11 protein-coding genes are annotated in these 21941 nt (G+C 53.1%); 3 read left to right on the forward strand and 8 right to left on the reverse strand.

Features of this window, described 5'->3' with window-relative positions:
• Positions 1–22: 22 nt before the first annotated feature.
• Positions 23–1366 carry an aminotransferase-like domain-containing protein gene (locus ACO48X_RS00220; protein ID WP_484999405.1) on the forward strand — a complete coding sequence of 448 codons (1344 nt, stop codon included), beginning with the start codon at positions 23–25 and terminating at the stop codon, positions 1364–1366.
• Positions 1367–1624: 258 nt separating this feature from the next.
• Complete coding sequence (locus tag ACO48X_RS00225) at positions 1625–2587, forward strand: D-alanine--D-alanine ligase family protein (RefSeq protein WP_484999407.1); 963 nt, start codon at positions 1625–1627, stop codon at positions 2585–2587.
• A gap of 932 nt (positions 2588–3519) precedes the next feature.
• Here the strand turns inward: ACO48X_RS00225 and ACO48X_RS00230 are convergent.
• The 8 genes from ACO48X_RS00230 to rpmH form a co-directional block, all read right to left on the reverse strand.
• Positions 3520–6042: a ParB/RepB/Spo0J family partition protein gene (locus ACO48X_RS00230; RefSeq protein WP_484999409.1), complete on the reverse strand. Its 2523-nt coding sequence runs from the start codon at positions 6040–6042 to the stop codon at positions 3520–3522.
• A 14-nt stretch (positions 6043–6056) separates the two neighbouring features.
• Positions 6057–6893 (reverse strand): ParA family protein, encoded by an 837-nt coding sequence (locus ACO48X_RS00235; protein ID WP_484999457.1) that lies wholly within the window; start codon positions 6891–6893, stop codon positions 6057–6059.
• A gap of 8482 nt (positions 6894–15375) precedes the next feature.
• Positions 15376–16038: a 16S rRNA (guanine(527)-N(7))-methyltransferase RsmG gene (gene rsmG / locus ACO48X_RS00240; RefSeq protein ID WP_484999411.1), complete on the reverse strand. Its 663-nt coding sequence runs from the start codon at positions 16036–16038 to the stop codon at positions 15376–15378.
• A gap of 8 nt (positions 16039–16046) precedes the next feature.
• The gene (locus ACO48X_RS00245; RefSeq protein ID WP_484999413.1) at positions 16047–16904 is read right to left on the reverse strand and encodes a Jag family protein; all 858 of its coding nucleotides are present in this window, start codon (positions 16902–16904) and stop codon (positions 16047–16049) included.
• A gap of 233 nt (positions 16905–17137) precedes the next feature.
• Positions 17138–18310 carry a membrane protein insertase YidC gene (gene yidC / locus ACO48X_RS00250; protein WP_484999415.1) on the reverse strand — a complete coding sequence of 391 codons (1173 nt, stop codon included), beginning with the start codon at positions 18308–18310 and terminating at the stop codon, positions 17138–17140.
• Positions 18311–18349: 39 nt separating this feature from the next.
• Positions 18350–18697, reverse strand: a complete 348-nt coding sequence (yidD, locus tag ACO48X_RS00255; protein ID WP_484999417.1) for a membrane protein insertion efficiency factor YidD — start codon at positions 18695–18697, stop codon at positions 18350–18352.
• A gap of 25 nt (positions 18698–18722) precedes the next feature.
• Positions 18723–19205, reverse strand: coding sequence for a ribonuclease P protein component (locus tag ACO48X_RS00260; RefSeq protein ID WP_484999419.1), 483 nt, complete (start codon positions 19203–19205; stop codon positions 18723–18725).
• A gap of 1 nt (position 19206) precedes the next feature.
• Positions 19207–19344 (reverse strand): 50S ribosomal protein L34, encoded by a 138-nt coding sequence (gene rpmH / locus ACO48X_RS00265; protein WP_082902995.1) that lies wholly within the window; start codon positions 19342–19344, stop codon positions 19207–19209.
• A gap of 388 nt (positions 19345–19732) precedes the next feature.
• On the opposite strand from rpmH, the gene dnaA reads away from it, so the two are divergent.
• Positions 19733–21508, forward strand: a complete 1776-nt coding sequence (gene dnaA / locus ACO48X_RS00270) for a chromosomal replication initiator protein DnaA (protein ID WP_484999420.1) — start codon at positions 19733–19735, stop codon at positions 21506–21508.
• Positions 21509–21941 lie beyond the last annotated feature (433 nt).

A 21941-nucleotide genomic window follows, 5' to 3' on the forward strand; every position in this document is an offset into this window, starting at 1 on the left:
CACAGTCGACCAAGGAGACGCCATGAGCGACAAGCAGAGGAACGCCGACCGGGTGAGCGCCAATCGCGCCGCCGTTGCCACCGGCACACGCCTGGACCCCTGGTACAACACCTATGCCGACCGCGCGCTCGGAATGAGGCAGTCCGAGGTTCGTTCGCTCTTCGCGGTGGCAAACCGCCCCGAGGTCGTCTCGCTCGCGGGAGGCATGCCCAACATCGAAGGCCTGCCCCTCGAGTTCCTCGCGGAGATGAGCAGCCGCCTTCTGCGCGATCGCGGCGCGTCGATCCTCCAATACGGTTCAGGCCAAGGATCCGATGAATTGCGCGAGATGATCGTCGAGGTCATGCGCCCCGACGGCATTCGCGGCCATGCGGACGACGTCGTCGTCACAACCGGCTCCCAACAGGCTCTCGACCTCATCTCTCAAATTTTTGTCAACCCGGGCGACGTCGTCCTTGCGGAAGCCCCCTCGTATGTCGGGGCCCTTGGAACTTTTCGGGCCTATCAGGCGAACGTCGTGCACGTTCCGATGGACTCCGAGGGCCTCGTTCCCGAAGAGCTCGAGCGCGTCATCGACGAGCTCGAGGCCGAGGGCAAACCGATAAAGTTTCTCTACACGATTCCCAATTTCCACAACCCGGGCGGGGTGTGCCTTTCGGCCGAGCGCCGCCCGCGCATCGCTGAAATCTGTCAACGCCGCCGTATTCTCGTGGTTGAAGACAATCCCTACGGCTTGCTGGGTTTTGACGGAGACCCGATCCCGGCCATTCAGTCGATCAACCCCGACGGCGTCGTCTACCTTGGCTCCTTTTCGAAGACGTTCGCGCCCGGCTACCGCGTTGGTTGGGCGCTGGCGCCCACGGCCGTCGCCGCACGGCTCACCCTCGCCAACGAGAATGCGCTTCTGTGCCCGTCTACCTTCGCGCAGCTTTCGATCAACGAGTACCTGCGCACCTACGACTGGTATCAACAGGTCAAGGAATATCGCGAGATGTACCGTGAACGGGGGTGCGCCATGCAGGCGGCGCTCGAAGAGTACATGCCCATGTGTTCTTGGAATAGCCCCGAAGGCGGCTTTTACACCTGGGTCAGGCTGCCGGAGGGTCTCGACGCACAGGCCATGTTGCCGCGCGCCGTCACCAATCTGGTGGCTTACGTTTCGGGAACCGCCTTCTATGCCGACGGCCAAGGACGGGACCATATGCGCTTGTCTTTCTGTTATCCGACGCCGGAGCGAATTCGCGAGGGCGTGCAACGCCTGGCCAGGGTGGTTCGCGCGGAGGCTGAGCTCGTCGACATGTTCGGCCTGCGCGGCGGCGACGGCGCCAAACCTTCGCCTGGAGAGTTCGCATGGCCGCGAGTGTAAGGCCGGCGCAAAGACTCTGACGACGCCGCACAGCGGCCGCTCGTCGCAGACGATCCCAACCCGGCCAACCTTTAGACCAACCCGACCGACCCCAATCCAACCCGACCGATCTCAGTCCAATCGATTTCAATCCGATCGATCTCAGCCCAACCCGAACGATCTCAATCCAATCCAATCAACCACAACACAACCGACAATCCTGATCCAGACAACAAACAAGCCAAACAACAAACGGGTCACCCCGACCAAAGGAGAAAAATGTCCGGACCTCTCACGGTGGCGATTCTTGCAGGAGGACTCACGCATGAGCGCGAAGTGTCCCTTCACTCGGGGCGCCGCCTTGCAGCGGTCCTTTCCGAGGCAGGCATGCACGTCAAGGTGCTCGACGTCGACGCCAATCTTCTGCAGTCCCTCAAATCTATGCAGCCCGACGTTGTTTGGCCGCTCATCCACGGAAGCACCGGGGAGGACGGGTCGCTTCAGGGCCTGCTGGAACTCGTCGGCGTTCCCTACGTCGGCACGTCCCCTGCCGCATGCAGGATCGCCTCAGACAAGGCGGTGGCGGGCGCGGTTCTCTCCGCCGCCGGCCTGAGCGTCCCCGATTCGGTGACGATTCCGCAGAAGCTGTTCCGCGAGGTAGGGGTGGGCCAAGTCCTCGACCTCGTTAAGGCGCGTTTTGACTTTCCGTTGGTCGTTAAGCCAGCCCAGGGAGGCTCGGCGCTCGGCGTGACCATTGTGGCCTCGGCGGCTGGCTTGCCTCGCGCCATGGTGGATTGTTTTGCCTACGATGAGCGAGCGCGCGTCGAGCAGTACATCGAAGGCACCGAAGTGGCGGTGTCCGTCGTCCAAACTGGAAGCGCGCCCCGCGCTCTTCCTCCGGTCGAGATCGCGGCTGACGGACCCTACGATTACGATGCGCGCTACTTCGCCGGGCGTGCCGAATACTTCGTTCCCTCTCGCCTTTCCGAGGAGGACACCGCCGCCGTCAAAGAGGCCGCCGAGCGCGCCCATTCCATTCTCGGGCTCAGATATCTTTCACGCACGGACATTATTCTCGACGACGCCGGCCGCGCTTGGATCCTTGACGTCAACGTCGCCCCCGGAATGACGGAGACTTCGCTCTTCCCTCAAGCTGCAACAGCCGGTGCTTTAGAAAGCGAAACAACCGTCGACGATCTCTACGTGGAGATCCTGAACGCGGCTCTAACTGATGGGCGATAGTTTAAACCACGTCCCACGCCGCACAGGCGACTAGGTCTTGCCGTACGCTCGGATTTCCGCCGTCGCACGCATTCCCTCCGTCGCATGCACGTTCCTGCGTCACACGCATTCCCTCCGTCGCATGCACGTTCCTGCGTCACACGCGTTCTGTCCGTTGCACGCACGTTCCTGCGTCACACGCATTCCCTCTGTCGCACCTAGGTTCTAACCCGCATTCCCATCGCACGCACATTCTCGCCGCCGAATCTAGATCTCCGTCGCCCTCACGCACGTTCCGTCTGTCGCATCCGGTTTTTCCGTCCAGTGCAAACGGCGTCTAGACAACCGGAACCGTCTGCTCTCGGACGTCTCGTCCTAGAGGTTTCCTCCAAGGCGCAGACTCTCTGAGTCCATCCTGTCTTCATTTCGACCTGTCGGACTTCGTCAGTTCGGCAAAGCCTGTTGACTTTATCGGCCTGACAGATGGACGAACTTCTCAGCCCGAGAATCTCGGCGAGCTTCTGAGCACAGCAACCGAACTTCTGATTATGGCAGCTGAACTTTTAAGCACAGCAACCGATCTTCTGATCACAGCAGCTGAACTCTTGTACACAGCAACCGATCTTCTGATCATGCAGCTAGCCTTTTGAATACGACAACCTTGGCGGACTCTTTTGTACTGACAATTTCGGTCTTGTCTTCCAGGTGAGTTTGGAGCTTCAAGTCCGGTTTGGTCCTTTGGGCAACAAGAATCGTTTAGATTGGTTTGGCCTTTCCATGTCATATGGGGCTTTCAGACCCACAACGACCTTCCCGTGCAACTTGCGGTTGGGACGGGGGTCCCCGTCCCAACCCACGTGAAAACAAACTGACAAAACGACCTTGTCGGCTACGCGTCGTGATACAGTATTCATATTAACCGCACCCTCAACGCCAGAGCTCACTTTGCACTTCTACTCGGCTATATCAACGCCTGTCTCACCGGGGCTGAGTACGCCCAGGATGCGATTGAGATCGTCGATTGAAGCAAAGTCGATCTTAATAGACCCCTTCTTTGCCCCCATTTCGACTTTGACGCGAGTATCGAAGCGGTCGGCCAGCCTGCTCGACAGTTCGCCGAGTTCAGGGCCGTATCTTCTAGCTCGCCTACGTCCGCCAGTTGGCGAGGCAGTTGGTTCGTCGCCAAGGGCGACGATCTCCTCAACCTGTCGCACAGAAAGGCCCTCGGAGACGATCTTTTGAGCAAGTCTCTCCATTGCGCCAGGGTCGGACAAACCAAGCAGTGCACGCGCATGTCCGGAAGACAAAACCCCGGCAGCCACTCGCCGCTGGACCAGAGGGGGCAGCTTGAGCAATCGCAGCGTGTTGGAGATCTGTGGACGCGACCTCACGATCCGACGCGACAATTCCTCTTGAGTGCACTGAAAGTCTTCTAGGAGCTGTTGGTAGGCGGCCGCCTCTTCCAACGGATTGAGTTCCGCTCGATGCAAGTTCTCCAAGAGGGCGTCTCGAAGCAGATCCTCATCTTGCGTATGCCGAATAATGGCGGGAACGGTCTCAATGCCGGCCAGCTCCGAGGCACGCCAACGACGCTCGCCCATGATGAGTTCGTAGCGAGCCTTTGGTTGCCCGGGAATCGGCGCCGCCAACGGCCGAACAATAACGGGCTGAAGAACTCCGACTTCGCGAATCGAAGCTGCCAGTTCCTCAAGCTCTTCTTCGTCGAATACATTTCGCGGTTGTCTCGTATTCGGGATTATCTGGTCGAGGGGGAGCTCCGCGTAGGTGGCGCCGGGAACCTCAACGAGGCCTTCGTCCGCCTCATCTTGCTCATTTTGGGCGTGGTCCGCATCCTTTGCCAGAACGTCGTCGCTGTTGTTTCCCCTCGCAACGGCGTCACTGACCTCGGTCTCGTCGTTGTTCTCCAGATGGCCGTCTTGCATGCTGCCGCCGCTCTCGGCTTCGCCATCACTTTCGACAAGGCGGACATTCTCTGCGACACCGCTGCTGCCGCTCTCTGCAACGTCAACGGACTCCGACTCATTAACCCCTGAGTCGTCGCCGACTTCCGCCCGACCGACGCCGCCTTCAACAGGCTCACCACTCGCCTGAATGGACTTGTCGCCTTCGTCGAGTTCGGGCTTGTCGCTCCTATCCTCGTCAACCGCACCGCCGACGTCGCCGCGAATCGTCGAGGCTTCAGCTCGCGTTGAATGTCCGTCTTCACCGGAGGCGCCACCCCGGCTCGAAGCCTCTGCGCCCACAACAGCGGGTCGAGCTGCAGGATCAGCTGTCTCTTGCCCGCCCTGATTTTCTGTGGTTCCGGACGTCGAACTGTCACGAGACGCGGAGCTCTTCGAATCTTTTGTCTTGTTTTGCCTCACGTCCACGGAGGGGACTTCCTCGGAAAACTCGACGGCGCCCGCTTGGTCGAAAGCTCGGACGCTCGTCTTATGCTGAACGGAAGAGTTCGGATGCATTCCTTCGCTCCCTCTCGAATCGGCAGGGGACGTCTGTATCTCGTCATCGAATGGCGCAGCCTGACTATGATTGAGCCCTTCTCGCGTTTCGTCTCCCGACGAAGCCCCTCCATCTCGCGTCGAAGCCTCTCCGTTTCCAGACGAAACCTCTCCGTCTTCTGCCAAGCCCTTGACAACGGACTTGGACCCCGCAGATTCGACGACAGCCTCCGCAGACTCAAGTTTTGAAGGTTTCATCTCTGCGCGCTCTACGACAGTATCCACAGGCTTCGCAGTCGCTTCCGCGGATTCAGCGGTCGACCCAGGCGCAGCGTCAGCGGCTACGTTCGTCCGTTTTGATCTCTGTGTGGCGGGACGATCGACGTCCTGCGACGTCGCCTTCCCGTCCATCTTGCTTTCAGCAGAGTCATCTTCGAAATCACCGGAGGCTTTCGCATTGGCATTCACGGCTTTTGCACCGACATCTGCATGACTGTCGACGGCTGAGTTCTCGACGGCTGCCGAACCGCCGACAACTGTTTTCCGCCTGGCCGATCGGCCCTTGTCGGCATCTTTCCTCCCGCCAGTGCCTTTCTCCTTGTCGGCGTCTTTCCTCCCGGCGGCGTCTTTCCTCCCGGCGGCGTCTTTCCTCCCGGCACCGTCTTTCCCCTTGCCGGTTGCTTCGCTTTTCTCCTTCAGAGGAAATGAGCTGCTCATATTCGATGCATCGCCGCCACCAGAAGGACGGTGTTTGTTTCCAGGCGACTTCTTCGAAGCTTTCTCTACCTTGGCAGCAGTCCCAACGGCCGCTTCGGTCTTAGAGTCGTCAGCAGCCTTAGGGGTAGCAGAGTTCTTTGCTTTCTTCTGCTTCGACGATGGGCTTTTGCCACTCTCATGACTCGGCGACGTCACGCCGCTGCCAAAGAATACGTCAATGGGACGATCTTTAGACTCCCTTTGCGCGGAAGGAATGAGGGCGCCAATTCCTCTTCCAAGACCGCGTCTGCGTTCGGCCATTCCTGTCCTGCTCCTTACTCGGCTCGATTAGCTAGTTCGTGCGCCGCCGCCAGATATGCGATAGCTCCACTGGAGCGGGGGGCAAATGTGATGACGGTCTCGCCGTACGAAGGAGATTCAGCAATGCGAACTGACCGCGGAATCTCTGTTTCAAGAGTCTGTTCGGGAAAGTAGTCTCTCACATTCTCCGCGACTTCTGCAGAAAGATTGGTGTTCTTCGACGACATAGTCAGAAGAATGGTACTGACTCGAAGCTCGGGATTATGAGAAGCGCTTGCACCTTCAATTGTATGCAGAAGCTGCGTAAGACCCTCTAGAGCGTAATATTCCGTCTGAACGGGAATCAGCACCTCTTTGGCAGCTATCAACGCATTGATAGGCAAAAGAGACATACTGGGCGGACAGTCGATGAACACATAGTCAAATGGCGTTCCCTCAGCAGCGGTCGCTGCAAGCCCCTCACGCAAAGTATCCCGAAGCCTGGTCATACGGTCATCTTGGTCAGCGAGTTCGACGTCGACCAGCGACAGATTGATCGACGAAGGAACCACAAAGAGATTCTCTAGTTTCTCCGTCGGTTGCATAGCATCGCGCATAGTCACGTTTCCAACTAGCACATCATACAGAGTCGCGACGTCTTCATCTCTACTTGCACCCAAAGCTGTGGACGCGTTGCCTTGGGGATCGTCATCGACCACAAGAACGTTAAGACCTCCTTGCGCTAAGGCAGCTGCAATATTAACAGCCGTGGTGGTCTTACCAACGCCACCTTTTTGATTGGCGATCGCGATGATCCTCGTCGACGCCGGAGACTTGAACTTCGACCCCCCGATCGCATCAAGCCTTTTCATGTCCTCAGCCAGACTATTGGCAAGAGGAGATCCTTCGCCTCGCAGGCGATCCCACGGGCTTTCCTCTTCGGTAACCCGCACGGTCGCCCTTCGTGCCTTCCTTATGGGATCACTCACGTATCCGCTCCTCTCGTCTCATCACATTCTACGCAAAACGGAGATTGAAATTGTCCGATCCACACCGCATTTCGCGGCCGACTTTTCCACAGGTTGACTGCGCCATTTTCCAAACGTTCATTGCAAAGCAATCTCACATTTGCTTGGCATTCTCGATTTGCGCTTCTATATGTTGGATTGCTTTACACTCGAGAACATTCAAAGGAACCTGGCGTGATTTTCAATCTTTGCTTCATTGACAGTCATTTTCACATGCGTCAAACTAAACAGTCGTCGACATCGTTGTGCGCAGTTTGAGACTCTATCATTCACAGTCTAAAGTCTGCCCAGACTACGACTCAGCCGTTTGCCGTCTGGCTACCGAAGACGTCGTTACCGACGGCGTTGTTGCTTCTCACTTTGCCTCTAGATTCAGGCCGCAAGACATGCTTCGCCATTTCGTGGAACTGAAGCTCTTGTGTTTTAACGTCATGACGAGTGTGCATTGCCTTCCTTCCCAGTTCCATTAGGTTATTCCTTCCTGAGTAAAACACACATAATTGTCCGCAACTAACTTTGCTAACGGACTAGAGCACTTCGCGAGTAGACGACGTCACCTAACAACAGCGCAACGCTCTCTGATACTAATCAGGAGTAAAAACACTCATAGAAATAGATAGGAGGATACGCCGATGCCGTTCATGCCAGCACTTTTACCTTTCAAGACTATTCCAGTTGCGGTTCTGTTTTCACAGATGAAGCATTAGAGCCAGAAAGCAAATCGAGTACATCAGGCGAACCAAACTAATCAGATATGCTGATGGCGCCCCCTCCTTCAAGTGCATCATCACCGCCACCGCCTAAGGTGTGTCAAGAACACACCTGAACTTGTGAAATAGTTGAAGCATGCTTGGCCATGGAAAGATAACTACGTTGAGTTATAACACTAAGAAAAGCTAAAGACAATGCAGTAGCTCGCGATGACTAGAAATCGTTTCCGACGTTCCGAAGCAAGTTTTCGATGTGACTTTCTGCAATTTGTTCAAGATGGCAGCATTTCCGTAATTACTTCTATTCAGTCAGATACTTCTAACCAATCACAGCCTTACCCTTAGATTGCGTATTTGTCGTTAATCTTAAAACAACACAGATCTTTCTACGCATTAACAACATTGTCGAGCCCTCACGTTGCAGAGCGTTTTTAAGTCAGCAGTGTTTCACGTGAAACTCCAGAACAGCAAACTTTAACAGATGCTTGAAGTCGTAATGGCTGCTTATAGGGTAGACAAATATAGGGACACGTTTCTATAAACTAGTGCCCGATCCGTCAGAACTGCCCAACGAAGTGCCACTCACATGAGGAAAAGGGCGTGTTTCATCCATGGATACGGAATAGGGCCAGCAAGTTCAACAATCGTTCTGTGGGTAGTTTCGTCTCGTCTAAATCTCCAACTATGTGCCGACAACGTCGATCGTTGCATGGTTACCTACACCTTTGCATTTAGTATGCAGAACAGATTTGAGCTTTAATTCGCCAAGTATCTACAGCCAGTCTATGTGATTCCCTGAGAAGGCATATAAACCAAAGTTTCTGTAATGCCAACTCTGATCTAGCTAGCGGCGAAATAAAGGGAGGTGATTCTGTGTTGCGTAGCGAGATCAAGTTTTGGTTAGGTCAACCCTTTAAGTCGGCATACTATTGAGCTTGCTAGATACTTTCACGCATCTACTAGCTTCAGCTTCGTATAAGCGATCTCGACTCTGGATTCCCTGAACACGTCAGGCTAATAGCATTGTTCCGATAGCAACTTACGGATTTAGGACAGGCAAAAGCTGTCGTTGCGGCATGTTGCTCCGTTTCGACGTGCATAACGGCGCTGCTGTTAGACTGGAACTGCGCAACTGACAATGCGTAGCACCAGTTCTATTCACACAACAAGTATTCAATACTTGCATTCCAGTTTGATGCGATGTTTGTAAAGCCTCGAATCGGTGAAAACGTTTTGCGTTTATCTTCAGCAGCCTTCAGAAACAGTCTCGCCAGATGAATGGACTTAATATCATTCTGTCTAACCCCGCAGCGGATTAGCCCTTCGCAGCACGGCCGACCTGATATCGTCCAAAGGTACAGGAACGCGCATATGACACCTTTAGCCTTGACGACCGCGAATAAGCAAGCACTACTCACGGACCTGGTATAAGCCTATGTTTCACGTGAAACACAATCAGGCATCTAGTCACTTCAAAACCTCAGTGGAGATTGGAGCAACGCTCTGTTTAGAATACCTACCTTGCAGCTTATACAAGATTGAACGCCTCAGCCGCCTATCTATATGCTCGCTGATAAAACTTCTGTATGCGTCTAGAGCACCAAACAGTTTCGCAACGATCAACTAGTTTACTTGCTACAGACCAGATCGTTGTACAGGAGATTGAACTACGCTAACTAGCGGGAAGGCTAAGATAACTAGTTCTAGTCGGAGGTGCTTTCGGTAACCTACATGTCAGACATTCAGTGGAAATGCTTAGGCAACTTCTTGGGCTACTAGTTCAACGTTTCACGTGAAACGTCAAGTCATCAACTCGTGCAGCTACCGTCGCTGATCCATTTCGTCCCTTAGGGATTATGGAACACCCTTGCTTCAGCCTCGAATAGGAAGCCGCTGATTTATCTCGATACAAGATCCAACGCTCACGTTCACACTTGCTTCGAATGCAGCTCAAGCACCCACCGCATAATAGTAATTGGAACGCTCATCATCGGTAACTTGTAAATCAACAAGCCTGTCACCATCGATGTTTCCACGAACATCATACTGGTTCTTGCGTGAAGACTGCGTTTGCAACGCTTGCCATAGTCATATGGCTATTAGGTTAGCCATTCTAAGCTAAAACTAGGCGCTGCTAATGCCCAAGGTACACGTAGATCTATGTGGATAGAGCCTTAGCCGGTCTATTTTCGGCACCATGGAGGATGGCAACGACGCAGTACTGCGAATCCTTTTTATAGTCCAATCATTTAGAATCAAGCAACATAGTCAGATGATTATACTGGTAGCGCTATCATGAATCAGTTTAGTCGATAGAGTACAAAAGCTTTGTGTCTTCTACAGTCACTTCTCGTAGAGTACAGCTAGCTTAGCCCACTGCGTATTCGACGGTCTGCACTGTAAAGTCATCGAAAGCGCCTTACAAAGTCTTTAGACAAATGTCTGTTTCACGTGAAACATCGATCATTGGACCTACCGTTCAACGCGCCATATCCGATTGCAGTTTGTATGGGTTTTACCAAATTGAACGTATCCACTTTTGAATGGCAGTTGAAGCGGTCAGATACTTTTTTAGTACGGTACATCCGTACGGCTCCTACTACAAGATTCGTAAATCCTTCAGTCATAGTAAACCAAATCGATTACAATACATTTAACCAAACTAACGGGCGTTTGATTAGGATGGTTGACTCGTAAAATCTGTGTTTTGTCGCCCTATCACATTTCGGAATCTCCGTAGTAGAAAAATGGGCTGCATCAACTGGCTCCAACTACTATGAAGTACTTGAAGTATGTTGTTGTGCTGCCGAAAGCTCTAGTGGATCTTACCGCTCATAGCACATCGGTACGTATACAGTCTTCAACTTGGCAAAGCTACGAAGTTAAAAGATAGGTGATTGGATCAGTTCCAAGCGTCCCTGGTTGCTTCCTCAATCCACCGTCGGTAAAGACATACGGGCATACAGACACAGAAGCCTTTGGAGCGTCTATCTGTAGTTAGTCATGTTTCCGTACAATACGAGCAGCTGCAAGACGATATTCTGAATGGACTACGTGACCCATGTGATGGGGTTAGGCTGACCCAATCAAATCAAGTAGATCTCAATCTAGATTACGGTTTCACGTGAAACAACGATAATCCTGTAGAGCACGGAAAGTACCAAACAGGCAGAATGCTGTCCGCATACCGCAGCAAAAATGCCTTAGGTCCATTTCGCTAGTATGTGGGCCCAGGAAGTTGGGATCTGCTTCGATCTACTGCATCTCTATTAACTGGCAAAGTCTTCGATGTCTTAGATGGTTGTAAACGACGCTACTTCAAACAGTTTGTATATCAATCGGCTTTTTCATTGATATCTGACGCGTGCGGCTCAACGAACATACGCAACCATCGTGAACAACGATCGCAACAGACTATTTGGCTCATCAACACATTCTGCGTGAAACCTGAAACAGCCATCTCTACTGGCTTGGTATGCACACCAAACATTTGACTGGCGTCTCTATTGCGTTGTTTTGAGTACAAACCAAGTACGTACCTGACTCCTTCAATTGCTAGAAGCACAGGGCCTTCGTCGCAAACCTATGGTGCCGAGTTTCCAATACTGGTTCCAGACGGGCAATATCCAGTGGTCTGGTCAACTTACTCAAGTCGATACCAGACAGATCGCTATCACATCGATGCGCAACACAGAGGGTTATTATTAGCTCCAGTATTGTCAGCCTTTTTGATGGCTGAGCTCTACAAACTCCTACCTCTAGGAAAGCATTCCTTGTAGATCTCAGCTTGTAGCTAAACAAGGCAGCTAAGTAATTCAGTTACACTAGTGCCTTTACCTTGCTTTTATCCAACTGGATACGTTGCCAAGGGGACGTTTCACGTGAAACATACACATCCTAAACGGACCGTGCCGAACAAGAATACTAACCTAGTACCTGCGTGCTTTTAACATCTCCACTTGTTCTTTTGTCGAACTCCGTATCCGAACTGAAGCTATCTGTTTATTGTCAAATGTACTAACTTTAACCCCGTTTCAACCTCATACGACCGAAGACCCGGTTCCACCTTAATGGACGATCGTCGGTTACCGTACTTGTCACGAAGTACTTAGCAAACAATGGGAAGTGTTTTGCATATGCATAGTTGTTATGATTATCTAGCGTTTGTACAACTACCGTTAATGGCACTAAGCCGGTTTCGGTTCATTGTTTCACGTGAAACGTTGATATCACAGTTAGGGATCGCGACAGATGTCGAACAGGAACAGTCAACTAATTGGGTTGACCGAAAGTTGTCGTTGATCAGTGCAGTTTACAACCAGATAGCATTAAGATCGCGACTTCCCTTAAGCGTGAATGTTACTAACATTTCATGAACCTTATAACGAACTTAGCACTGACAACATGTATAAATTTCTAGTTGATTGCTCAGTTGCAAAGCACAAACAGTATTTCAGCTCTAACTGTCCTATTCATTCAGCGTGTTAACCGCATATAACCTGCGTGCAAAGCAGAGGCCATGATCATTAGTTAACATTCGATTCACTGCATAGACAAAGCTAGACTCACCTAAGGGAAGTCGGCATTATTACAAGTAGACATGTTCCCGAAGACTATCGCAAACACACTTTGAAAATACAAACGCTGACTAACTTACTCGTATGATTCGAAGTGTTCGTTCAGCTCGTTACTAACATTACTTAAATGAAATAGCAGGTCCTACCGGCAGATCCGTCGTATGTCTCGCACCATTGCGTCAGTACGTCGTTCAATCGGTGCCTAGAAACACTTAGTGTTAGACCGATGAACACACTCAGATACGCTATCTACGATTTGCATCCCGAAAGCGACAGGACGTTATGAATGCCTTGGACTGTTTCACGTGAAACGAACAGGATAAACATTAGCCTTTCGTATAACACCGTTCACTGATCGAAACTCGGCCTACCAGTCAATTCATACACATAGCTATGAATAGTTTTGGGAAGAACAGGCGAGACTAGTCACTACCGCGGAATAGTCAAACGACCGTCGAAGCTGGGTGAATTCTGCCAGCTCTGCCACAAAGCTAGGCCAAACCGGCTGACGTAGCTAACACGATGTAGTTTTGCTTCGTCTAGTTGTCAAAGACAACTATCGAAATACTCTATTCGGTTGAGTATCGTAGTCAAATACGACCCAGCACTCAGCCTCAGCCGGCCCTATAGACAAAATGTCACTATCAAACCTACAAACATACAGAACCTAACTAGAATAGAGAAACCAGCGACGCCCCGTACACAACGAGTGTGGGTCATTCAGGTCTCGTAGGCCATTCGACCGCAAAAGGCCGTCGACCCCTTTACTAGTAACAACCAGTAGACAACTGAGGTCTGAACAAGTTTGTCAAATGCTTTCAAGCAGAAAAAACAGTACGCACCAAAATTGAGACACATCCGCCTCAATCTAATGTCCTCGACCAACGCGGTGCGCAAAATACCTTGTGGAATTCAACTTGCGTGACGGACTTACCGCAGTATCACAACAAGCTACGTGGCACCGGCAGCTCATCCTGAATGGACTTAGAATCACTGGACCTCACTTATCCCTTAACGCGAATTCGCTCCTTGAACCATCTCACTTGTCTATGAACTATAAGTAACCCGAGCTTACGTGATAAGCAAACGACCGCTACTCTAAGTAGCAAGCACAGCTTTCGGAATCGAGTGGACCCGCGCGAGAGCACCACTGCCAAAAGGATCCATCAGTCCAACGTCGCTCGATCCGACGCATCAATTTAAACACTATGACGGCAACTACAGGGTTATTTGGTGCCTAACACTAGTCCATGAACACGGCGAAAAATAGCAACCGCGGCAGGCAACCGCGGCTCAAACAGCGGTAAGCAATCGTAGCTGAAATCGTCGCCGCAACTGCAGTCCAAATTGATACCGTTCAAATTCAGCTTTCTCTCCTGCAACATTCACTGTTCAAATCTACGATCCCACAGTATGGATTGCCGCAATACCAGCTAGTGCGTCACTTTCTTTAGCGGTGCACGTCAAACGGCTTCTATAAAACTTCAACTGCAAAATTTACAGTCTCTAGACGTTCAGTATTCACAACCTCTTAACATAAAGGATAAGATCGGAATAGATTTTCTGTATGAGTTACAGACCTCCACAGAAACGCCCGTCACGAAGTATCCATAGAAAGTAAAAACCGAGTTCTATTTTCAGACAGCTTACTAGCTCCGACACATGGATTAACTTTGCAGCTTGTTGTAGTAAGCATTTTCTTCCATAGTCAAAACAAGATCAAGTACTGGTCGGCAAACAATCGTAACCTTACCCTCAATCACTACATTGACAACCGCTCAGCAGCAATTGAAACAACCATGGTCGTCGGATTGATACATCGAAACGGCAATCGGTATACCAGAGCACAGAAATGAGAAAAGTGCTTTTTCTACGTGAGGCTGCAATAAATGTAAGTGTGGCTGAGAAACGCGCGAGTTTAGATATGCGGTTCTTCAGCGTAGCCACAAATAGTTTCAAGCATAGACACTGCCAAGTACTAACGTTTTGAGTACATGTATCGTCGTCCCTACGGACCATAGTTGACAGGTTCAGACTATTACTGCGAACAGCATGCTCCTGAAATCCACTGTAATGACAACATTCTGGCGATGAGATAGTAGCTAGTGCACCGAAGAGAGTCGCCTCATGCACGGAATGTGCTCCGGAATGAACGGAAACTGTGGCGAACGAGGATCAACTCTGACAGGCAACGAAACATGTTCCAGACGACTGTCCGTCGTCTGTCGTCAAGACATCACGACCGATCTCAACGTGCGTATAGCAAGTTTCATTCTGCAGACGGCCATGTTTTTCGAAAGATTAACACGAAAGCGTGTTCGAGACGCTTGGGAAGCGCTGCTCATTTAGTCGTAGAACTTCAAAACGGCCAAGCAAGGCAGCAGTACGAAAAGTCATTCTGACGCGCTGCTGATCTACAGCTTCACTTACTCCTAAAGGCGATTAAATTTCTGTGCTCGCCCAGATCTGAGGTTCGGAAATGTCGTTGCACCAACAATAGATCTTTGACAGTTGGTTCAATGTTCCGCAATCTAAACTAGTTCGCTCATCGGACAGAAAACTACAAACTAGAAAAACATAGGTTGATTAGAAGACTAAAGATAGAAAAATGCATAAGTTAAACAGAACAGTATAAGCTATACCAAACACTATAAGCTGGGCAAAACAATACAGTTAAACATAACAGTATAAGCCGGGCAAAACAGTATAAGTCAGACAAAATAGTATAAACCGGACAGAACAGTATAAGTCAGACGAAACAGTTGAAATTGCATAAAACAGTATAACGTGGACAGAATCCTACATGTTAAAATCATAATAAAATATACACAATAATAGTAAACATAAGCTTATATTTCCACTGAAAACTATAAAATATCAAACTACTTTTCGTGTAGTTGACTCTTCTAATAGAAGATAGTTAAAGCATTTAAATTATAAAGCATTATCTATTTCTACAACACCTATAGAATAATAGATACGAATAATCAACCTTCTTATGCAATCTATCGCTAGAAAACACAATGAAAAAGCAATCGTTCACTTCCGTTTGTTTGTGTGCTTCTTTCTGATTTCCAGTACTCGAGTCTCCTCCGTCGTTCCAAAGGGAGTCACCACATGAACATCGGCCCATTTGGCGCGATACTTTCGTAGAAGGTGAATTGCGCCATCAATCTCGTCATCGACGTGGGCTCCTTTGAGCGCCAGCAATGAACCGCCGCCTTTGAGCAACGGCATTGTCCATGGGAGCAGCTTCTTCAGTGCCGCCACGGCCCTCGCCGTGACAACATCCGCGTCCACCTTGCCAATAAGATCCTCGGATCGTGCATGGACGACTTTGGCATTCGAAAGGGAAAGAGCCTTGACGACGTCGTTCAACCAGCGTGTTCGCCGCTCCATCGAATCGACGAGGACAAGGCGAAGGTCTTTGCGGACTATCGCGGCGACGATACCCGGAAAGCCGGCACCAGAACCGACGTCGACGACCTTCGCTTCAAACGGGATGAAGTCAAGGATTGCCGTGGAATTGAGGACGTGTCTAGTCCATAGGCGCCCGAGTTCGCGAGGCCCAAGCAATCCGCGCAGCTCGCCTTCCCTTTCAAGCATTCCCGCATAGTCCACCAGCTTTTGCCACGGATCCGTCCCAAAATGGGAGGCCCCTCCTTCGGGAGGGGCCTCCACGAACACACAGTTGTCGTCCACGCGCAAATCTACTTCGCAGTCGAGGATGTTGAGCCCTTGCCGACATTATCGGTATCGGTCAGATCTGAAGAGTCTTTCGCGGCGTCGGCAGAACCAGAAACAACATCTGCGGCGGCAGAAGCAACGCCATCCGATTCTGAAACAACGGCATCCGAGCTTGAGGCAACTTCAGTATCAGAAGAAGCTTCATCGGCAGTACGAGTCTCAGCAGAGCCAGAGGCAACGTCATTAGAACCATCGTCAGACACATCATCGGAGGAATCGTCAGGCACGTCATCGGAAGCATCCTCAGACACGGCGGCAGCGGCGACATCAGCAGCGCCAGAGGGGACTGAATCGGAAACTTCCTCTTCTTCCGAGGCTTCTTCGTCCGCAACGGCCTCGCTGACGATCACATGGCGCGCATTGCCGAGTCCCTCGGAATCGGAGGCTAGACCGGCGGCAGCAGCGACGTCGTGAACCACTTTTCGTTCAAACGGATTCATCGGCTCCAGGGAAACAGGCTCCCCGTTGGCCAAAACGGAGGCCACCGCTTCGCGAGCAATCGCTGCGACCTCCTGGCGATGTGATTCTCTGTAATCGGCGATGTCGAGCATGAGACGGCTACGCTCGCCGGTCTTCGCCTGAACGGCCAGGCGCGTGAGCTCCTGGAGCGCGTCAAGGACCTCGCCCCCCTGGCCGATAAGACGTTTGAGCCTGCGGTCGGCGACGCCTTCCGTCACAACCGCGACAGACGCGCGGTCGGCTTCGACGCCAATCTCAATGTCCCCGTCTAAGTCGGCAATGTTGAGAAGCTCCTCAATGTAGTCGGCTCCAAAATCGCCTTCGTCGTTCAGCTTCTTGACGAGTTCGGCCCTGTCAGCCATCGGATCGTCCTTTCTTCGGCAAGCACCGCTGCAGTGCGTAAAAGTAGTTGTGGTTGTGGGGATTGGTAGTTGCGAACTTGGGAAATCTTCCGGCATGGAAGCTTATAAACCTTCCGGTCGGAAAGCTTTCACAGCTCAAGTGAAGCCATAGCTCAAGGAGAATCGTTGGCTAGGGAAGGACTCATGGATATGAATACAGAGGAACTCATAACTGAAGTGAGGCGAGCAAAGGATCAGAAGTTCCGCTTCTTCTGATTCTGTTGGACACGTTTCTTCCGATTGGCGGCTTTGTTCTTCGCGCGCGCTCGCTCTGCCTGACGCCGCTCATAGCGACGTCGAGCTCGCTCGGCCTCAGTCAGACCGTCTTTGCCGCGAATTTCCTCGGGCTTGTCGGAATCGGCTTCGTCGCCATCAGAGTCATCGGCGTCGTTGTGGAGCGCTCGATTGGCGGCCTTCGCCGCAGCCTTCTTCGACCTTTCCTTGCCGAGGGGCTGAACCCGAACCCCTGCGCGAGCTGCGTCCTCAGATTCGAGCTTCTCGATTTCCTCCTTGCTCAGACCCTTGCGTTCGCGCTTTTCCCGAAGGCGCTTCTGGCGTTCCTTGTAGGCTTGCGATCCAGGCGTCGGATTGTTGCGAATGAACCATGCCTGCTGGCAAAGATTCCAGATGTTGCCGGCAACCCAGTAAACCAGGACCGCCACCTGAAGGACTCCACCCATGAAGATGTACATGATCGGCATGCCGTACATCATGATCTGCTGGGTGCGGTACATGGGGTTGCTCTTGTCCAAAGCGGACTCGGGCATGTTTTTGCGCATGAGCTGATGCTGGGTGTAGAACATCGTGGCGCTCATGACGAGGACCAGCACCCCAATGACGATCTGGCTGTTCGTCGACGTCGCAGTTCTGAAATTCGTGGCGAGCGGGGCTCCGAAAACCGTGGACTTTTCGAAGTCCGTCGCAAGCTCTTTGGTGATAGGGCCCAATGCGTCGCGGCGCCCGCTGGAGATTCCGGGGAACGCCGAGATAACCCTGTAAAGAGCGAAAAGAATGGGCATTTGGACGAGCATCGGCAGACACGTGGCAAAAGGAGAGGTTCCATGCTTGCGGTAAACCGCCTGCATCTCCTCTTGCATCCGGCGCCGGGAAACCATGTCCTTCTTGCCCTTGTACTTCTTCTGGATCTTCTGGACTTCGGGTTGGATGACCTGGGCCTGGCGCGAGGATCGAATCTGTTTGTTGTAAAGGGGAAGAACCAGAAGGCGAACGACGACGGTCAGGCCGATGATCGACAAGACCCACGCCGCGCCGGCGCCGTCCGGAAGGCCGAGCGCCACGAAGACTCGACGCAGGATCTCCATGATCCAGGCGATCACCCACATGAGTGGAAAAAGGATTGTATCCACGCTACTTCTTTCGTATTCGGCGGTTACCCGCTCTTGCTGTCAAGCTTGCGAGGCCGAGCAGACCTCGCCGCCGCGGCGATCGCCCGCTAGAGCCGCTTCAGCGTCCTCCCGCTCGTAGAGAGCGTGAAGCCCGTCCACATCCAGGGGTTTCGAGGGCCACCGTCCTTTGGCGGGAACCCTGTCCACTCCGCCTTTGCTCCACGGGTTGCACCGCAGAACTCGCCACACTCCTAGTAGTGTACCTTTCAAAACTCCGTGAATTCGCAGAGATTCCAACGCGTACTGCGAACAGGTCGGCGCATAGCGGCATCTTGCCGGAAGGCCCGGGGAAAGCCACCGCTGATAGGCTCGAATGGGCCACGAAAGAAACCTGGTGAGAAAGCTCATTGATCGCCGCTCCCGTTGGAATTCCTCATGCCGGCGAGGATGCTGCCGGCAGCGCCTCGTTGTGGCCTTCGCCGCCAATCGACGCCTCATTGCCCTCGCGAGGCGATTTTCCGCGCCCCTCGCGAAGGGACTCCTTGCGGCGAACCGAGGCGATGCAGCGGTCGAGGTCGGCAGCCAGATCTTGGAAACTGGCACCCCTGGCCGGAGGGAAAACACGAACGGAAACAAGCTCGCCCGGGCGAAGAATTTGAATGCGCTCCCTCATCAGATGGCGGAGCTGCCGACAGAGACGGTGCCGGACGACCGAGTTACCGACCGACCTGGGTATGACAAAACCGACCTTCGGCGGAAGGTCGGTGACGCTGCCCGTGGAATCCGAGCTGGACCGGTCGACGCCGGAGCGGTCTGCGCCGATTGCTACGAGAAGCCTGGCAGATCCGCCTCGAACGCCTCGGAAAGCTCGGGCGAATTCCGCCGAGCGCCGCATGCGGTTCTCGGCAGCAAGCACGTCAGGCGGAAAGCGAACGGCGACCCTTGCGACGGCGAGCGGCGAGGATCGCGCGGCCGGCGCGGGTCGACATGCGCTTGCGGAAGCCGTGCACCTTGGCCCGGCGGCGGTTGTTGGGCTGAAAAGTCCGCTTGGTCACGGTTGTTCTCCCTAAGACGGCGCGAGAAGATCTCGCGAAGACTGCTCGTGTGCGAGGCACACATGACTAAACAACTTTACGCGAGGGTCCGCTCAGGGGTCAACGCAGCGTCCTCTCTGGTGAGTGGAATCTCAAGAGTATCTCGCTATCGACAAACTACACGATTGTTATTCACATCTGTGTCCACACATGTGGATAAAGACCGATCTTTGAATGTTCGGCGTCAAAACGGGCAAATCTCCCTGTGAACAACATCAATGTAATTTCCACAATTGTGGACAAGCCTGTGGATAAACTTGTTGCATTGTCCCCAAGCCTGTGTTCAAATTGGTCAGGTCCCACGCAGGAGGCAATAGGCGTTGGGGTTTCACACGTCCAAGGAGTTCCAATGAGCGACGGTAATCCGGCCAAAGACGCGTGGAATGCGGCAACCGAATTACTGCGCGCAGACGGCTCGCTCTCGGATTCCCAGGCCGCTTTTGTGCGCATGGCCCATCCTTTGGCCTGGGTGGACGAGATCTTCATGATCGCCGTCGGGTCCGAGTTTGTGAAAACCTGGATCGAGGAACACGTTTCGGAGACGATGACTTCGATGCTCTCGAACATACTCGGACGTTCCGTGCGCATCGTCATTTCCGTCGATCCGAGCGTAAACGAGTCCCAGCCCGTCGGGACGACGGCGTCGAGCATTGCGCCGAGCGCGGTCGCTCCCAGCGTCCTCCCGCCCTCGGAAAATTCTCTGCCCGCGTCCTCGTTGACCATGCCGCCGTTGGCGTCGTCATTGGCTTCGCCGCCGGGCATCGAAGCGGGAGAAGAGGACGCTTCGGATTCTGCGACGTCGGACTACCCGCCGTCTCGCTATCCGGGAACGTCCAGATCCGTCGAGCATTCCTTTTCGGAAACAGCGAGATACAGGGAAAGCTCGGCAGACGTCGAAGGAGGCTATACCAGAGCTCGCCGCAGGCATCTGGACGTTTCCGGGTCCGGGGACGAGCCGCTGCTTCCAAACAAGCAGGACGAATCGCACGAGTCCTTCACGCAGGGGATACGCTACGTCGACCAGACGACGATCGCGGAGGAGGCTCTCGCCAAGCGTCCCGACACCGCGGCGCGATCCCAGAAGGCGCGGATCAATCCGCGCTACACCTTCGACAACTTCGTCATCGGAGACAACAATCGCTTCGCCACTGCGACGTCGCTGGCCGTGGCCGAATCGCCCGGGACGACGTACAACCCCCTCTTCCTCTACTCGGATTCCGGCATGGGAAAGACCCATCTCATGCACGCCATCGGAAACTACGCTCTCAACCTCTTTCCCTCGATCAAAGTCCGCTACGTGAGCGCCGAGGAGTTCACGAACGCCTTCATCAACTCCGTGCGCGACGGACATCAGGCCGAGTTCAAGAACCAATTCCGAACGGTGGACATCCTTCTCATCGATGACATTCAGTTCATCGGCGGACGGGACTCGACGGTCGAGGAGTTCTTTCACACCTTCAACGCGCTGACAAACTCCAACAAGCAAATCGTCATCACATCGGACGTGTCTCCCAACCTCCTCAACGGATTCGAGGAGCGCATGCTCTCACGCTTCAATTCGGGCGTGACGGCGAACATCGACCGTCCCAACCTCGAAACGAGAATCGCGATCCTGGAGAAGAAGGCCCACTCGGACGGCTTCACGGTTCCCCGAGAGGTCAACGAGTACATCGCGACCCACATGCTGACGAACGTGCGCGAGATGGAGGGCGCCCTTCGGCGAGTCACGGCCTTCGCCGATCTGTCGAAGCAGACGATCAGCCTCGGACTGGCGGAAATGATACTCAAGGACCTCATAGCCAATCCCGACGCCATCGAGATCACCGCGACCCTCATCATGAGCCAAACGGCCGGATACTTCGACATTTCCATCGAAGAGATGATATCGACCGACCGGAGCAGGGTCCTCGTCTCCGCTCGCCAAGTGGCCATGTACCTGTGCCGGGAAATGACGGAGCTGTCGCTTCCTAAGATCGGCCACCTTTTCGGCAAGCGCGATCACACCACCGTGATGCACGCGTGCCGAAAGATCGACAAGCAGATGGCCGAGCGGCAAACCACGTACAACCAGGTTTCCGAGCTGACGAGCCGAATCAAGCAAGCCGCCCAGCAGGCTTCTTTGTAATCCGCGTGCCCGGGCTTCGCCGCGGCCACCCGCCGGATTCGCGCAATCGCAGTGCCCGGGCCTCTCACAGCCCAACGCAGGTCCGAGATTCACGCGGTTCGCCGTGTGCCAGGCGCTTGTGGAATCCACACACACTGTGCATGAGGCTGTGGCATACCCCTGATTCTCTGTGGACAAGAGCTTTTTGTCTGTGGATCTTTCAAGGTCGAAAGTGTCTCATCCACTGATTCCCAAGTTTTGCTCCCAAGTTCCGCACAGTTCCATCCACAGCAAAATCCATTGACAATACTGACAAAAGTCCGGTTATCCACCGATTCCACAGGTGCTACAACTACTACTAAGAACTTATCTAGTACAGGGAACGGTCGGTCTCGGACTGCGCAACGAGGCGGATATGGACGACGGCCAAGTCGTTCTCGCGTAAAGTGGAGTT

It is taken from the genome of Peptidiphaga sp., from assembly GCF_057238965.1.